General features: G+C 49.3%; 14 protein-coding genes. 13 read left to right on the top strand and 1 reads right to left on the bottom strand.

What is annotated here, in order from left to right; translation table 11 throughout:
• The first annotated feature begins 129 nt into the window (after window positions 1-129).
• The 4 genes from ABEB26_RS12545 to ABEB26_RS12530 all read left to right on the top strand — a co-directional run bounded on the left by ABEB26_RS12545 (window position 130) and on the right by ABEB26_RS12530 (window position 3200).
• Window positions 130-726: a precorrin-2 dehydrogenase/sirohydrochlorin ferrochelatase family protein gene (locus tag ABEB26_RS12545; RefSeq protein WP_345722354.1), complete on the top strand. Its 597-nt coding sequence runs from the start codon at window positions 130-132 to the stop codon at window positions 724-726.
• Complete coding sequence (cobA, locus tag ABEB26_RS12540; protein WP_345722353.1) at window positions 723-1514, top strand: uroporphyrinogen-III C-methyltransferase; 792 nt, start codon at window positions 723-725, stop codon at window positions 1512-1514. Before ABEB26_RS12545 ends, cobA begins: the two co-directional genes overlap by 4 nt.
• Window positions 1515-1696: 182 nt before the next feature.
• On the top strand, window positions 1697-2584 hold the full coding sequence (locus ABEB26_RS12535; RefSeq protein ID WP_345722352.1) for a diacylglycerol/lipid kinase family protein: 888 nt from the start codon (window positions 1697-1699) through the stop codon (window positions 2582-2584).
• A 10-nt stretch (window positions 2585-2594) separates the two neighbouring features.
• Complete coding sequence (locus ABEB26_RS12530; protein WP_345722351.1) at window positions 2595-3200, top strand: glycerol-3-phosphate acyltransferase; 606 nt, start codon at window positions 2595-2597, stop codon at window positions 3198-3200.
• Window positions 3201-3399: 199 nt separating this feature from the next.
• On the opposite strand, the gene ABEB26_RS12525 is transcribed toward ABEB26_RS12530, so the two are convergent.
• Complete coding sequence (locus ABEB26_RS12525) at window positions 3400-4410, bottom strand: GNAT family N-acetyltransferase (RefSeq protein ID WP_345722350.1); 1011 nt, start codon at window positions 4408-4410, stop codon at window positions 3400-3402.
• A 204-nt stretch (window positions 4411-4614) separates the two neighbouring features.
• Between ABEB26_RS12525 and ABEB26_RS12520 the strand changes: the two genes are divergently transcribed.
• From ABEB26_RS12520 to rfaE1, 9 genes are all read left to right on the top strand, one after another.
• A complete protein-coding gene (locus ABEB26_RS12520; protein ID WP_345722349.1) occupies window positions 4615-6090 on the top strand; it encodes a helix-turn-helix domain-containing protein in 1476 nt (491 codons plus the stop codon).
• Window positions 6091-6266: 176 nt separating this feature from the next.
• On the top strand, window positions 6267-6905 hold the full coding sequence (locus tag ABEB26_RS12515) for a TetR/AcrR family transcriptional regulator (protein WP_345722348.1): 639 nt from the start codon (window positions 6267-6269) through the stop codon (window positions 6903-6905).
• 18 nt (window positions 6906-6923) lie between these two features.
• The gene (locus ABEB26_RS12510) at window positions 6924-8609 is read left to right on the top strand and encodes an MDR family MFS transporter (RefSeq protein ID WP_345722347.1); all 1686 of its coding nucleotides are present in this window, start codon (window positions 6924-6926) and stop codon (window positions 8607-8609) included.
• 453 nt (window positions 8610-9062) lie between these two features.
• Window positions 9063-9911, top strand: a complete 849-nt coding sequence (locus ABEB26_RS12505; RefSeq protein WP_345722346.1) for an ABC transporter permease — start codon at window positions 9063-9065, stop codon at window positions 9909-9911.
• A gap of 2 nt (window positions 9912-9913) precedes the next feature.
• Complete coding sequence (locus ABEB26_RS12500) at window positions 9914-11197, top strand: ABC transporter ATP-binding protein (protein WP_345722345.1); 1284 nt, start codon at window positions 9914-9916, stop codon at window positions 11195-11197.
• The gene (locus ABEB26_RS12495) at window positions 11197-12438 is read left to right on the top strand and encodes a glycosyltransferase (protein WP_345722344.1); all 1242 of its coding nucleotides are present in this window, start codon (window positions 11197-11199) and stop codon (window positions 12436-12438) included. Before ABEB26_RS12500 ends, ABEB26_RS12495 begins: the two co-directional genes overlap by 1 nt.
• Window positions 12431-13105, top strand: a complete 675-nt coding sequence (locus ABEB26_RS12490) for a class I SAM-dependent methyltransferase (RefSeq protein WP_345722343.1) — start codon at window positions 12431-12433, stop codon at window positions 13103-13105. Before ABEB26_RS12495 ends, ABEB26_RS12490 begins: the two co-directional genes overlap by 8 nt.
• A 2-nt stretch (window positions 13106-13107) precedes the next feature.
• Window positions 13108-14145, top strand: coding sequence for a glycosyltransferase family 9 protein (locus tag ABEB26_RS12485; protein ID WP_345722342.1), 1038 nt, complete (start codon window positions 13108-13110; stop codon window positions 14143-14145).
• Window positions 14138-15118 (top strand): D-glycero-beta-D-manno-heptose-7-phosphate kinase, encoded by a 981-nt coding sequence (gene rfaE1 / locus ABEB26_RS12480; RefSeq protein ID WP_345722341.1) that lies wholly within the window; start codon window positions 14138-14140, stop codon window positions 15116-15118. The genes ABEB26_RS12485 and rfaE1 overlap by 8 nt, the downstream gene beginning before the upstream one ends.
• The last annotated feature ends 32 nt before the right edge of the window (window positions 15119-15150 follow it).

Genomic DNA, 15150 nt, shown 5'->3' with positions numbered 1-15150 from the left:
GATTTATTGCTACGCAAAAACAGAATTGTTGATTATACTGGGACTACCCACTTGATTTGCAATGTTGCTTTTGCCCAACCACTGCTGTTTGGCGCTAACCATTTGGTTGGTGACTAAAGGCTGATTGTTATGTACCCAATAGTCTTGACCAATTTAGCCCAACAGCGTTGTGTGGTAATTGGTGGCGGTGCGGTTGCCGAGCGCAAAGTTGCTGGATTAATCGCAGGTGGCGCAAAACCAATTGTGATCAGCCCCCAACTAACGCCACAACTACAACACTGGCAAGCCAGCAGTCAGATTCAGCACATTGCTCGTGAATATCAATTTGGTGATTGTGAACAGGCTTTTTTGGTTGTTGCCGCAACTAATCAACGCTTGGTCAATCAGCAAATTGCCCAGGAATGCCACAACCATTCAATCCTCCTCAATATCGCCGATGCTGCTGAAGAGGGGAATTTCATCACAACCGCTAATCATCGTCAAGGCTCGTTGTTGTTTAGCGTCAGTAGCAGCGGGGCTAGCCCAGCCTTAAGTCGCTATCTACGCCAACAACTCAGCACTTATTTTGATCAACGTTATGCCACGCTGGCTCAAATTGTCGCAGGCCAACGCACCGAACTTGCGGCACTAAGTACAGCAGAACGTGAGCAGTATTTTGATCAATTGCTGATTGAATTAGCCCAACAGCCGACGACGCTCAATCACTTGCCAACGGAGGATCTATGACACGCGAAGGATTTGTTGCATTAGTCGGGGCTGGTCCAGGCTCCGCCGATTTAATTACCGTCAAAGGGTTACGCCGTTTGCAAAGTGCCGATGTTGTGGTATTCGATGCCTTGGTGTTGCCCGAATTATTGGCCGAAGCTCGTAGCGATGCCGAATTGATTCCGGCTGGCAAGCGCGGCGGTCAACATTCCGCCAGCCAAGATTGGATCAATGCAACCTTGATTGAGCACGCTCAACAAGGTAAATTGGTGGTTCGACTCAAAGGCGGTGATCCATTTGTGTTTGGGCGTGGTGGTGAGGAAGCTGCTGCTTTGAGCGCTGCCGGAATTGCATGGGAAGTTGTGCCAGGCATTTCTTCGGCAATTGCTGCTCCAGCCTATGCCGGAATTCCGGTGACTCATCGTGATGTGGCTTCATCGGTGGTCTTTGTGACAGGCCATGAAGATCCAACCAAGCCAACCAGTCGGATCAATTGGCAAGCCTTGGCCCAAGGTGTTGATACCCTGGTTTTTTTGATGGGGATCACACGAATCAACCACACGGTGGCCAGTTTGATCGCCAATGGTCGCCCAGCCGATACGCCAACTGCGGTGATTCGCTGGGGCACGACTGCTGAGCAAAAAACGGTAGTCGCACCACTTGATCAAATTGAGGCAGCGGTTAAAGCGGCGGGCATCGGCGCACCAGCGATTTTAATTGTGGGCGAAGTTGTGGCGCTGCGCGAACAACTCAATTGGTTTGAATCGACCGTGCTCGAAATGCCCGAAGTTGTCCGAGCATTTGCCTAAGTAAGAGCGTAGAGCAAAGAATATCTTTTCAACCGCGAAGAACGCGAAGGTCACGAAGCTTATTTTTCGTGCGCTTCATGTTCTTCGTGGTTAAATCTCATCCCGCATCGCTAACAACTAGCCCCGTTTCAAAACACCCCTGCTATAATGCTGCTAGCACCCACATGACGAGGAGCATCATTATGTCAAAACTGCGGCTAGCAGTCATTTTGAATCCCCATTCCAATCGCCAACGCGCAGCCCACCAAGCCCCGCACATTATGGCCATGCTCAGCCATTTTGGGCTTGAAGCCACGTTATTCCAAACTACTCACATCGGCCATGCCACACGCTTAGCCCAACAGTGTGTCGCTGATGACAATTGGGATGGAATTATCGCGGCGGGTGGCGATGGTACGATTAATGAAATTGTGAATGGCATGGCTGGTTCGCAATTGCCATTGAGTTTTATTCCACTGGGCACGGGCAACGATTTTGTCAAAATGCTCAAAGTGCCAGCTAATAATATTGTCGAAGCCATTCGATCAATTGCGACCAATCGCTTGCGCCACATCGACCTTGGCATGATCAATCAGCACTGGTTTATCAATGGTGTTGGAATTGGTTTGGATGCGAATGTGGCGATTGAGGCCCAAAAACTCAAACGAGTCAAAGGCGGTTTGGTCTATATCATCGCGGTGCTCAAATCAATTTTAAGCTATGAAGCCCGCGATTTGCTGATTGAAACTGATGATCTGACCTTGCAAAAACGCATCAATATGGCGACGGTTGGCAATGGTGGCTACCACGGCGGCGGCTTTTGGATTACACCTGAGTCGCAAATTGACGATGGAGTGCTTGATGTTTGCCTGACTGGCGATCAATCGCGCTGGTCGATGGTACGTGATTCGAGCCGCGTGCGCCAAGGAAGCCATACCGCACTACCAAGTGTGACAATGCTCAAAACCCGTACCTTTAAGTTGTATAGTGAACGCGGCGTGCCAGTTCATGTTGATGGCGAGGTTTTTAGTGCGAGCTTGCACGAGATTAATATTACTATTCAGCCAGCCGCATTAACCATTCGGGTGTAGAGGGTTTGTCATGCTGATCGGATTATTTGGGTTATTGGGATATTTAATTGGTGGAATTCCCTTCGCTGTGCCGGTTGTGCGGCTGTTAAGTGGCCAAGATGTGCGTTCAACTGGCTCGGGCAATGTGGGAGCACGCAATTCGTTGCGGGTGGCGGGTGCTTGGGCTGGGGTATTGGTGCTGGTGCTCGATGCGCTCAAGGCGCTCATACCCATGTTGTTTGCCGATTCAATCTTGGCAGACCAATGGCCAGTGGCGCTGGTTGGGATTACGGCAGTTTTGGGCCATTGCTACTCGCCCTATTTGCTAGTACGCAGTTTGAAAACACCTTGGCAACATTGGCGACACTGGCTATTAATTGTTGGTGGTCAGGGTTTAGCGACTGGTTTAGGCGTAATTAGCGTGCTTGCGCCAATTTTGGCCTTGCCCCTGTTAGCTTTAGGCGCTTTTTTTGCGCTTGGCTTAAAACGCAGTAGTTGGGCCGCACTCATAATGATCGGGACTGCGCCGCTTGCGGCATACTTTTTGGGCTATGCTAGTTTTGTGTGGATCAGCATTGGAGCTTGTGCAATCATCATTTTGAGCAAGCTCTGGCAGGATTATCCATTTAAAGATTAAGTACTTAACCACGAAACGCACGAAGGACATGAAGGATGAAACCACGAAGAACACGAAGAGCGCGAAGGAAGGTGGGGTGATTAATTGCCTGAATTGCCGACCAATGCCCTTGCACCATTCAACCAACATTCGTGATCTTCGTGTCCTTCGTGGATCAAACCTGTTACTCAATTTCTATCTATGTTCTTTGCGCTATGTTCTATTCCAACGGCTTACGATACGTTGTTGAAGCGTACTCAACTTCAAAACCACATTGTTGATACACGCGCAGTGCTCCAGTTGGGTTCTCGCTATCGACCCCTAAGGCCGCCTCGGTCATGCCCATCTCGCGGAACATCGCTAAACTACGGTTGATTAAGCCAGAAGCAACCCCTTGTTTGCGCCATGGCCGTCGCACGCTGATGCCTTCGGTATAGCCACGCTTAAGGTTGTACTCGCTATTTTCGTTATGATCTATATAGTTGAGCACCATGCCTACTACTTGATCGCCCTCCCATGCCACTTGCCAAAGCTCCGGCTGAAAGAATGGCGATTGAACCCAGCGTTGAAAATCGGCTTCGGTTGGCTCGGAATAGCCCCAGTGATCACGGAAGGCTTCGGCATCGGCGGCCCAAATTTGGCGATAGACTTCGGGTGGACTTGGGCGGGTTTCGATCCCTGCGGGTAGTTCTTGGCTGCCGATCGGTTGGCTCAAATCGCGTTTCATGCTGAAACCACGCCGTGCCACCTCATAACCGAATTCTTGATAAAGCTTAGCGCTGTAGGGGTTGCGATCAAAGCCATAGGTTTGGAAGAAGGGCGTGTTGCTAGTAGGATTTGCGGCATGAATTTCGCGTAATCGTTGCTCTTGATAGGACAAAATTGCATGGCCAATCCCGCGATTGAGCCATTCTGGCCGAATATGGGCAATCGCTCGTAAAATCCGATTGCCAGCAGTTTCATCGTACCAACGACTAAATGCATAGCCAATTGGCTGATGATCAACTTCGATAATCACCAGATCTTTATGCAGATCGGTGTTAGGGGTGTTGCGATATTGGCGTTGAATATCCTCAGCCGTTGTGATATTGCGTTCGGCCAAGGCTTTCGAGGCGGCGGTAAAAATTTCAGCCATTGCGCCAAAGTCCGCGTCGTCGCGAAAAAAGCGTACTTGAAATCCGTCGATTTGCGGTGGATTACTCAGCTGAATTGCTGCTTGTTGCTCAGTCATAAGGCTAAGGTTGCTCCTGCTTGATTTGGTATTGCTATGGCAAAGTATCGTTTGCTGGCCGCAATTTGCCATCAGCCTAAGGCCGATTTAAGATCTCCGCCTTGCGACTGAGCACAATTGGGCAAGTTCATTCTGATGGTATAGTTAAGCGGGAGTGGGTTGCCTCACGCTATTTTCCGAGACTTTGCAGCATGAAGGAACCGAATGAGTACTGATGTAATTAATTTAATTTTTGGCATGAAACTGCGTCAAGCCCGCCTCGAAGCCAATTTAAGCCTGACTGAATTTGCTGCACGCGCTGAATTATCGCCGTCGTATGTGACTGAGATGGAGAAGGGGCGCAAGTATCCTAAGCCTGATAAAATTGTCAAAATGGCTCAAGTGCTGGGCAAAGGTTACGATGAACTGGTTTCGATCAAGCTGAATCCGGCCTTGGCCTACCTTGAAAATATGCTTTCATCGCCGTTGTTACGCCATTTTCCTTTCGAGGAATTTGAGCTTGACCCGAATGAGTTGGTTGGTTTATTTACCAAAGCGCCTGATAAAGCTAGCGCCTTGTTACACGCAATTTGGGAAATTGCCCGCCAATATGATATGAAGGATGAGCATTTCTTTCGGGCGGCGCTGCGTTCGTATCAAGAAATTCATGAGAATTATTTTCCCGAAATTGAGGAAGAAGCTGAAGCCTTTGCCACCAAATATCAGCTTAATCTCTTTCCAGTGGGCATCGATCAGCTCAAACAGATTTTGCAGCAGCAATTTGGCTATCATATTGATGAAACCAGCTTGGCTGAGCACGAAATTCTCTCGCATTATCGCGCGGTGTATATCGACACGCCGCGCAAAACTTTGTTGATCAATCCGAATTTGTACCAATTGCAGCGCAAATTTATTTTGGCTCGCGAGCTTGGTTATGCGGCACTGGGCTTGAATGAGCGTTCGGTCACCTCAACGCCTGATCAAGTGCTGTCGTTTCGCCAAGTTTCCAACGATTTCAAAGCCTCGTATTTTGGCGGTGCGTTGTTGATGCCACGCCAGCCGATGATCGCCGATATTGCAACCTTATTCAATCAAACGACGTGGAGCGCCGAGCCGCTGCTGGCGATGCTCAACCACTATGATGTTACGCCCGAAATGTTATTGTATCGTTTCAGCGAGGTCATTCCGGCGGCCTTTGGTATTTCATTGCACTTTTTGCGTTTTCACAATGTTGAAGGCTCCTACAAGCTGATCAAGCGGATTAATATGAATCGCTTGTTGCTACCAAGTGGAATCGGTTTACACGAACATTACTGTCGGCGTTGGCTCGCCTCGCGGCTCTTGATCAATCTAGCTGATCACAATGGGCAGCAACAGCCTTTGGTCGATGTGCAAATCTCGGAGTTTTTAGAAAGCCAAGATCGCTTTTTGGATTTAGGTTTTGCGCGACCATTGGTGCTGACCCCAACTGTTGGCAGTAGTGTGGTGGTTGGTTTTCGCTTTACGCCAGAACTAGCTAAGGTAATCAAGTTCGTCGATGATCCGGCGATTCATCGCACAGTGATTCACGAAACCTGCCAGCGTTGCCCGATTGACGATTGTGCGGTGCGTAAATCGGTGCCAACGGTGCTATGGGGCGAGCAATTACGCGATCGCCGTAACGCCGCAATTGCCGAAATTCGCCGAACCTTGTTGCCATAATGCTCCAAACGACCAATTAACCCGCGACAGCGCCGAGACTTGGCGCTGTTACTATTTAACCCCAAGTCCTAGGACTTTTGACTGAATTGACATCGAATAGTTTCATGGTTATTATTTGACTTATCAGTCATAAATTGCTTGATGGTCAAATAATGGCTGAGCGTAAGGAATTGATCATGCCAAGCCTAGAGAAATCAACCAAGCCCGCTATGTCGTTGAAAGAGCGCCAACGCGAAGAACGCGCTCGGCTGATTTTAGAGGCGGCGCAAACCATTTTGTTGGAGCGCGGCTACCACGAAACCTCAATCGACGATATTGCAGCCCAAGTTGGGATTGCCAAAGGCACAGTCTACCTACACTTTCCTAGCAAAGAAGATTTGATGATTGCCCTGGTGGAGCGGCAATTACAAAACTTTGTGCAAGTAATCGAAGACGTTGCGGCCAGCACCAGCAGTGCCCGTCAACGCTTGGAAGCAATTCTGCAACGCACCTACGACCCGAGCGAAGCCCGCCGCATGCAGATTTTTCTTGAGGTGTTTGGCAGTGCTGATATGCGTTCGCGGTTTGCCGAAAAGCATGAACGCACCCAGCCGATTATTGATCATGTACGCAATTTGCTGCGCGAAATTATCGAGCAAGGCAAAGCTCAGGGCGAATTTGATCCGCAAATCTCAACCAAAGTAATGATTGTGATGTATCTCAATTTGCTTTCTCCTCGCAACTACCATCATCTGACAACTGATCAAACAGTGGCGTTTGAAGAGTTGCTGCCTCAAATAATTCAAATTTTCTTCCATGGGATTTCACGGAAGTAAGCTTAAGAAAGGCGCGGAATGGAAACGGCAATTAAGCAAGCGGCTTCGGCAGCAGTTGAATTTGAACAGCCACGCTATACCAAGCGCGAAACCTTGCTCACGATGTTGAGCGTGCTCTTGGTGATGCTGTTGGCCTCGCTTGATCAAACGATTGTAGGTACGGCGATGCCCAAAGTCATCACCGAATTGCACGGCTTTGATCGCTATACCTGGGTTACAACGGCCTATCTGTTAGCTTCGACCGTGATGGTACCAATTTATGGCAAGCTTTCGGATATGTTTGGGCGTAAGCCGTTGTTTATCTTTGGCTTAATTGTCTTTTTAATTGGCTCAGGCTTATGTGGTGCGGCTCAAAGCATGAACCAATTAATCATTTTTCGTGGTTTGCAAGGCTTAGGCGCAGCCGCCTTGATGCCGATTGCCTTGGCAATTGTGGGCGATTTATTCACGCCACGCGAACGCGCTCGCTGGCAAGGCATCACTGGTGGGGTTTTTGGAATTTCGGCCATCCTTGGGCCAACCGCTGGTGGCTGGTTGACTGAACACGTTTCATGGCGCTGGATTTTCTACGTCAATTTGCCGTTGGGAATTATCGCGCTCTTGACCTTGGTATTCTTGATGCCAACCCTTGGCCGCAAAGCCCAACGGGTCAAAATTGACTACATCGGCTCGATTTTGTTGGTTGCTGGCACAGTGCCACTGTTGCTGGGCTTTACCTGGGCTGGCTCGCAATACGCTTGGCTTTCGGCTCAGGTGTTGAGCATGTTTGGCTTGTCGATTGTATTTTTGGGTGCATTTATTGGCTTTGAAGCATGGCTGGAACACAACAATGGTCAGCCGATTATCGAGCCAAGCCTGTTCAAAAATAGCATTTTCCGCATCTCAGTGCTGATCACAATCATCTCGAATATGGCGCTATTTGGTAATATTTTCTTCTTGCCCTTGTTTGTGCAAGGCGTGATTGGCACCTCGATTACCAATAGCGGCCTGATTATGACTCCATTGATGTTGACCGCGATTATCTGTAGCGTGGTGGCGGGCCAAATTGTGGCGGCAACTGGCAAATACAAAATTATCGCCATTGTTGGTATGGCAATTAGCGTATTGGGCGGCTTTATGCTATTGCAGCTCGATATTAATTCGACCAATACCAGTGTGGCGATTGATATGGTGGTGCTGGGCTTGGGCATGGGTGCGGGGATGTCGTTGTATACCTTGATTACCCAAAATGCCTTGCCCAACAAAATTGGCCAAGCAACCTCAGCCTTGACCTTCTTCCGCTCGATTGGCAGCACAATTGCCTTGGCAGCGATGGGTTCGGTGATGAATTCGGCTTATTTGCCAGCCTTCAAGGCAGCAATTCCAGCCGAAGTTGCCCAAAATGTGCCAGCCGAACGTTTGGCAGCCTTCAACAATCCGCAAATTTTGCTTTCGCCCGAAACCCAATCGCTAATTCAAGCGCAATTTGCGCAAGGCGGCCAGCAAGGCGAAGCACTTTACAATACCTTGTTGGGTGCGGTCAAATATGGCTTGGTTGATGGCATCCATCATGTGTTTATCTTCAGCTTTGGCATCACGCTTTTGGGCTTTGTGGTGGTTTTCTTCCTCAAGGAAATCGAGTTGCGTGGCGGGCGCAAAAAAGCTGAGGCCCAAATCGAGCAAACTGGCGAAACTGGGACTGCTGGGATGGCAGCGTTTCATTAATTAGAGCATAGAGCATAGGAATTGGGGATCGGGCTAGCAATAGCTCGATCTTTATTTAACGCAGAGGCGCAGAGCAGAGTAAAAAGGATGAAGGATGAGGGATGAAGGATGAAATAAGGTCGATGACCCAATTAAAGCCAAGCTTTTAACGCAGATGCGTAGAGCGGATTTAGGAGTCAGGGGCTAGCGATCAGGAGTCAGGCTTCCTGCTTGGACTCGATAATGCAACGCTGCCCCCTCATTCCTGAATCCTGACCCCTCGCCCCCTTCGTGTCCTTCGTGGATCAGAAAACCAAGCTTCATGGTTTCATCCTAGTCCCTGATCCCTGAGTCCTGACCCTTTCGTGCACTTCGTAATCCCTGAGTCCTGACCCTTTCGTGCACTTCGTAAATCAAAACCCAATATGCTATAATGGCTTGGTCTGTTAACAAACATTGTGTGGTGAGAAAACAGTGCAAAGAGCCTCCACGACGTTACAAACAACCCCCATCACGCGGATAGAACCATCCAAAGGCTGGGTTTCGCTGCAATTACGCGAGCTTTGGGCCTACCGTGAATTACTGTTTTTTCTGATTTGGCGCGATGTTAAAGTTCGCTACAAACAGACGGTGCTTGGCGCAGCTTGGGCAATCATCCAACCAGTCTTTTCGATGATTGTCTTTACGTTGATTTTTGGCAGGCTGGCCAAATTGCCTTCCGATGGCATTGCCTATGAAGCCTTTTCGATTACGGCGCTCGTGCCTTGGGCGCTGTTTGCCAACGCGCTCAGTCAGGGATCGAATAGCTTAGTTGGCAACGCCAACTTAATCAAAAAAGTCTATTTTCCCCGCTTAACTGTGCCAATTTCAACCGTGCTTGGTGGCTTGGTCGATTTTGCTATTGCCTTTGTGGTGATGTTTGGCATGCTGCTGTGGTTTGGCATCACGCCAAGCATGCGTATGTTGGCACTGCCATTATTCATTATGCTGGTGCTGATCACTGGTTTAGGCGTAAGTTTATGGCTGGCTGCGTTAAATGTGCAGTTTCGCGATATTCGTTATGTCATTCCGTTTATGGCCCAGCTTTGGCAATATGGCAGCCCCGTGGCCTACTCCAGCAGCTTGATTCCTCAAGAATGGCGCTGGTTGTATGGCTTGAACCCAATGGTTGGGGTAATCGATGGCTTTCGTTGGTCGATGCTTGGTACAGGCCAAATTAGTTGGTCAACCATGCTGCCATCGGTGGGCATTGCAGTGTTCCTGCTGTTCACCGGAGCTTTATACTTCCGCCGAATTGAAAAACAATTTGCAGATATGGTGTAACAATGAGCGAGATTGCGATCCAGGTTGAGCATTTAAGTAAGCAATTTCGCATTGGGGCGAATGCATTTCAAAAAACCTTTCGCGAAACGGTGTCCGATATGATGTTAGCCCCTGCCCGCCGCTTGCGTTCAGCCATGCGCGGTCAAGGTAGCCAAGCTGCGACCAAGGAATTTTGGGCGCTGCGTGATGTTTCATTCGATGTTAAACAGGGCGAGGTCGTTGGGATTATCGGCCACAATGGTGCGGGCAAAAGTACATTATTAAAAGTGCTTTCGCGGATTACTGAGCCAACCACTGGCTCAGCCTTGATTCGCGGACGGGTTGGAACGCTGCTTGAAGTTGGTACGGGTTTTCATCCCGACCTCACAGGCCGCGAAAATATGTATCTCAACGGGGCGATTCTGGGCATGAGCCGCGCCGAAATTAACCGTAAGTTCGATGAAATTGTGGCCTTTGCTGAGGTCGAGCAATTTATCGACACGATGGTTAAACATTATTCCAGCGGCATGTATTTACGCTTGGCCTTTGCGGTGGCCGCTCACCTTGAGCCAGAAATTCTGATTGTTGATGAGGTTCTAGCGGTTGGCGATGCCCAATTTCAAAAGAAATGTTTAGGCAAAATGGGCGAAGTCGCCCAAAATGGCCGCACGGTGCTCTTTGTCAGCCACAATATGGCGGCAATTCGCAGCTTATGTCAACGAGTGGTATGGCTCAACCAAGGCACTGTGCTCAAAGATGGCCCTTCGGCAGCAATTGTCAACGAATATTTGATGCAAACTGTCACTTCAAGTAGCTCGCGCGTTGATCTGCGCGAGGCAACCCGCCATTACGATTATGGCAAACGCTTTAAGATAAATGACCTGACCTTTAATCATGGCGAGCCAATTTTGCATGGCGAAGTGCTCAACGTGAGCTTTAACTACGAATCGTATGCCGATGTCTATGGTGTGTCGTTTGGTTATGGGTTCTCATCGCTTGAAGGCACGCGCCTAATGACGGTTGATAGTGATTTGAATGCACCGCGTTACCAAGTCAAGCGTGGCCAGCACGGCCAACTCACCAGCACCCTCGACACGCTCAACTTGCAACCAGGCATCTATTTGCTTGATGTTGGGGTGCGTTCGGGCGATGGTAGTGCCTTGGATTACCTGCCTGGGTGTGCTCAGGTTGAAATTTTGCCTGGCCCGACTACTCCAGCCTCAATGAGCCGATTGGATTATGCCGGCAATGTACGGCTTGGCGGTCAGTGGCAATGGCCTGAGACGGCTCAAGAGGATCGCGATTAATGCAACCATTAAAGATTCTGGTGTTGACCAGCTTATTTCCGCCGCACTATATCGGTGGCTACGAGGTTGGTTGTGGCGATGTGGTTGCTGGATTACGCGCCAAAGGTCACGATGTCACGGTTTTAACTAGCACCTACGGCGTAGATCGTGAAGTACGTGAAGGCTTTATCGAGCGTTCGCTGACGATCGATATTCACCCAGTAGCTCAAACCACTTTGGCTCATCAACGCCGTTTGTATGAACGCGAACTCCACAATCAGCCGCGCATTTTAGCGCTTGCTGAAGAGCTAAAACCCGATATTGTGTTTGTCTGGAGCTTCTACCAAGCCTCGATGTCGGCAGTGCGTATGCTCCAAGCACGCGGCTATCGCACCGTCTTTTTCATCTCCGATCATTGGCCAATCCGGATTGGAATTTTCGATCCATGGCACTATATGCCGCGCCATCCTGTGCGTTGGCTGGGGCGCAAACTGCTTGGTCGGAAACTTGGGTGTAAAACTGGCTTTCGCAATAATCTGCCATTGAGCTATGCCAACGCAATTTTTGCCAGCGACTTTTTGCTCAAGCAAACCCAACCCATCGGCCCAATGCCCAATGCTCAAGTGATTCGCTGGGGCGTTGATTACGATTTGTTTGTGCGGCGCGAACGGCCAGCCAGTATGGGCCAGCGTTTATTATTCGTTGGCCAAATTTCCGGCCACAAAGGCATGGAAACATTGCTTGAGGCCTTTGCCTTGGTTCAGCAACACCATGGCTTCGCGCAAGCAACGCTCTCGATTGTTGGATCTGGACTTTCTGCCGAATATACCAGCGAGATGCAGCGCTATGCCGAAACCCTTGGTATTAGCCAGAGTGTTGACTGGCGAGGCAAATTACCGCGCCAACAGCTGCCTGAGATCTACGCCAGCCACGATATTTTGATCTTCCCATCACGTTGGGACGAGCCATTTAGCATCACGGTGGTTGAGGCATTGGCAATGGGTTTGGTGGTGGTAGCCTCGGATACTGGCGGCACAACCGAAATTATCAAGCATGAACAAACGGGTATGGTGTTTGCCCGCGACGATGCCGCGAGCTGCGCCGCCCATATTGTAACCCTCTTTAATCAACCAGCCTTAGCTCAAAAACTGCATGATCAAGCCACCCAGATTGTGGATCATGAGTTTCGCATGACCACCATGATCGATCGGGTTGAAGCAGCGCTCTATGCTGCCTGTAACAAGGATTCGCGCCATGACTAAATATATTGCTCGCACACGCCAAATTGTTTGGAAAAATTATCTGCGGGCTTTGCCAGCATTAAAAACTGTCAGCCGAGCCTTAGGCATCGAAACTGCTGCGCGTTCAGCGATGCGCACCATTTTGCCCAAAATTCAGGCTAAACGTACTAGTAAATGGGCTTGGGCCAGCGAAACATCAAAATGTCGTGCCCGACTTGATCCATTTTGTGTCGGTTATGGCTTAGATTTGGGCTTTGGTGGCGACCCAATTAATCCTCGGGCGGTGCGGGTCGATTTGCCACAACCCTATACTGCGGTCGGCCAATATCCGGTGCAATTGGGCGGCGATGCCGATCATTTATATTGGTTCGCCGACAATGTGATCGATTATATTTATTCGTCGCATTTGCTCGAAGATTTCGACGATACCAAAGCTGCATTAAAAGAATGGTTACGGGTATTAAAAGTTGGTGGTCGTTTGGTAATTTTCTGTCCCGATGAACAACGATTTCGAGTACATTGCCAAAAAACTGGTCAGCCCTACAATCCTCATCACAAGCATGCCCATTTCTCGTTAGAGTTTGTTAAAGGCTTATTGCGTGAATTAGGCCAAACCAAATTTATTCATGAAAACCCCGATGTTGATATTTATTCGTGGGAACTGGTGTGCGAGAAAATTGAGGCCTAGTTGTGGCAGATCCAAACCAAATCTCATTTTTAGTGCGAGTTCAACGCCGCCTGCGCTACGATTGGCAAAGCAAATTTTTGCCACGCTGGTGGCATTTAAATCTGCATCTGCGCAAACCGACAATCCGACGAGTGTTAGGGTTTGGCGGTGGCCTCGGCGATCAATTGTTATGCACAGCAATTTTTCGGGCATTGCGCGAACATGGCGAAGCCGATCTTTGGATGCAAACCAATAATCCGGAGTTATTTGCACATAATCCCGATATTGCTGGCATTATTCCGGTGATGCCTTACTATTTTAAAATCATTGAACAGCATGGCTTACCCTTCAAGCGGCTCAATTATACGACCCATATTAAAGAGCAAGCCCGCGATTTACCACCACAACAGCATCTGATTACCAATATGGCTTCAGTTTTAGGCATTGATTATCCGGTGGGCGTGCGGCCTTATCTGCATTTAACTGAAGCTGAACGTACTCAACATATTATTTCCAAGCCGTATATTGCGGTGCAAAGCTCAATTTTGGCAGCACGCTATCCAATCGCAACCAAAGAGTGGTATCCCGAACGCATGCAAATTGTGGTTAACGAATTAGCCAAACGCTTTACAATTGTGCAACTTGGCATGCCCAGCGATCCCAAACTTGAGCATGTGATCGATCTGCGGGGCAAAGCCAGCATCCGTGAATCGGCAGCAATTTTGCAGGCCGCCCAGCTCTTTATTGGCTTTGTCGGCTTTCAAATGCACTTGGCACGGGCGGTCGATTGCCGCTCGGTGATTATTTTTGGTGGTCGTGAAGCGCCATTTCAATCGGGCTATAGCTGCAACAGCAATTTGTACACGCCATTAAATTGTGCACCTTGTTGGCTCTGGGAGAATTGCCCAATCGAGCGCCAATGTATGCAGGAAATTACGCCAGCAATGGTCTTGGCGGCAGTTGAGGAGCAATTAGCTTTGGTTGGGCAGCCGTTGAAGATCGATTATATCCAGCCACGCCCAGCCCATGAATTGATCGAATTGGAGATTCATTGTGCATGAATTAACTGCTACGCTGGCAAAATTAAGCCAACAACGGGTCTTAATTGTTGGCGATGTCATGCTCGATGAATATATTTGGGGTGATGTTACTCGCATTTCGCCCGAAGCGCCAGTGCCGATCGTCAATGTGCGTTCGCGCAGCTATCGGCCAGGCGGAGCTAGCAATGTGGCCGCCAGCATTGCCGCGCTCAATGCCCAAGTGCTGCTCGGTGGGGTGATCGGCGATGATTTGGCGGGCCAGCAGCTCAAACTTGCCCTGCAACAGGCGGGCGTTGCCGAAAGCAGCGGCTTGATCAATGCTCAACGCCCAACTACGCTCAAAACCCGCATCATCGCCCATAACCAACAGATGTTGCGCTATGATAGCGAGGTCAGCACGCCGCTTGATCCAACCAGCGAAGCAGCGCTTTGTACTTGGGTCGATCAACAGATTGCCAATTATCAGGTTTGCATTCTTTCGGATTATGCCAAGGGTGTACTGACCGAGCGGGTTTGTCAGCATGTAATTCAACAAGCACGGCAATATAACATTCCGGTAGTGGTTGATCCTAAGGGGATTAATTATCGGCGGTATGCCCAAGCCAGCGTTATTACGCCTAATCTGCAAGAAACCCAAGTTGTCACTGGACTAAGCTTACAAACGCTTGAACAATTGCAGCAGGCAGCCGATCAATTATTAGAGTTGCTGCAAGGCGCAGCGCTGATCATTACCCGCAGCGCTGATGGAATGGCACTCTATCGCAACGACCATGCTCCAGTCTTTTTGCCAACCCATGCTCGCAACGTCTACGATGTAACCGGAGCAGGCGATACGGTTGTGGCAATTTTGGCTTTGGCACTGGCCAGTGGCAGCAGTTTAGAGCAGGCCATGCAATTGGCCAATCTGGCAGCCGGAATTGTGGTGGGCAAAGTTGGCACAGCTACCGTCGATCTGGCCGAATTATCGCAAGCAGTTACCAGTCTTTATTTGTAATGGATTATAAGGTTCACAACCAGTTTCGCCGT

Origin of the sequence: Herpetosiphon gulosus (assembly GCF_039545135.1) — a bacterium.
Lineage (GTDB): Bacteria > Chloroflexota > Chloroflexia > Chloroflexales > Herpetosiphonaceae > Herpetosiphon > Herpetosiphon gulosus.
The sequence above is the reverse complement of the archived record's forward strand: the minus strand, read 5'-3'. Positions and strand labels throughout refer to the sequence as shown.